This window comes from Ideonella azotifigens, from assembly GCF_006519715.1.
GTDB lineage: Bacteria > Pseudomonadota > Gammaproteobacteria > Burkholderiales > Burkholderiaceae_C > Ideonella > Ideonella azotifigens.
The window spans coordinates 1-1,126 of record NZ_VIDT01001149.1 but is presented as its reverse complement, the minus strand read 5'-3'; the positions used below and the strand labels follow the sequence as shown (position 1 = coordinate 1,126).

Annotated in this window: 2 protein-coding genes; both read right to left on the bottom strand. The window is 70.1% G+C overall.

Annotated elements, in window-relative coordinates:
• The coding region (locus FKP22_RS31245; protein WP_141292047.1) for a hypothetical protein at window positions 1-181 on the bottom strand (181 nt) is incomplete at its 3' end.
• Window positions 182-292: 111 nt separating this feature from the next.
• A partial coding sequence (locus tag FKP22_RS31240; RefSeq protein ID WP_141292046.1) for an MBL fold metallo-hydrolase occupies window positions 293-1,126 on the bottom strand: 834 nt, incomplete at its 5' end.

Sequence of the window (1,126 nt, the reverse complement as noted above, 5' to 3'; positions counted from 1 at the left end):
CCCACTTGTGCGCCTGGTCGGCCGCCAGCGCCTTCTTGATGACCAGCCGCCGGCCCGAACCCAGCGCCGCGCGGCGCGTGTCGTCCAGCTTCAGCCATTCGGCCAGCGACTGCTGTACCGTGGCCGCCGCGTGGCCCTCCAGGATCTCGCCGGCATACACCAGCCTGACCATGTCCTGCATCTCGACTCCCCCTCCACGCCCCCTCAGGCGCTCCTTGATGCGTGATTGCTCAAGCCCGTGTGCTGCGGCCTCCCCAGGCCGGCACTTGCCACACGGGCATCCCTCTTCCCGTCAACCGTCGTGTAGATGTTCGCGCGCCGGCAGCCGGCGCGTCTCGCCAATGGCGGTGACAAAAAACTCGTCTTCGCTCAGGCCGCTGGCCGGGCGTTGCCGGGCCAGTTCGCGCGGTGGTTCGTCCACCGCTTCGTCGGCCAGCGCAAACGTGCCCCAATGCAGGCCCAGCGAACGCTTGGCGCCCAGGTCGCGGTGGATGCGCAAGGCTTCTTCGACGTTGATGTGCTGCGAGCCCATGAACCAGCGCGGCTCGTAGGCGCCAATCGGCAGCAGCGCCAGGTCGAAACCGCCGCCGTGTTCCGGGCTCTGGCGCGGCGCGTAGCGCTCGCGCATGTGGGCGAACTCGCGGCTGTAGGCGGTGTCGCCAGCGTAGAACAGGTGGCAGTCCGGCGCGAAGACGGCAAAGCCGCCCCACAGCGTGGCCATGCGGTCGCCCAGGCCGCGGGCCGACCAGTGCTGGGCCGGCACCAACTCCACCGTCACGTCGCCCTTGGCGGCTGGCAGCGTGTGCGCCTGCCACCAGTCCAGCTCGATGCAGTTGACGATGCCCAGCCTGGCGAACCAGGCCTTCAGCCCCAGCGGCACGATGAACTGCGGCGGGCCGCCGGGCTGGCGCGCCAGGGCCTGCACCGAGGCGGCGTCCAGATGGTCGTAATGGTTGTGCGAGACCAGCACCAGCTCGATGTGCGGCAGCTCTGCCAGCGCAATGCCCGGTGGCTGGTGGCGCTTGGGGCCGGCGAACGGCAGCGGCGAGCAGCGCTCGGAGAAGACCGGGTCGGTCAGCAGGCTGATGCCGCCCAGCTGCACCAGTGCCGTGGCATGGCCCAGCCA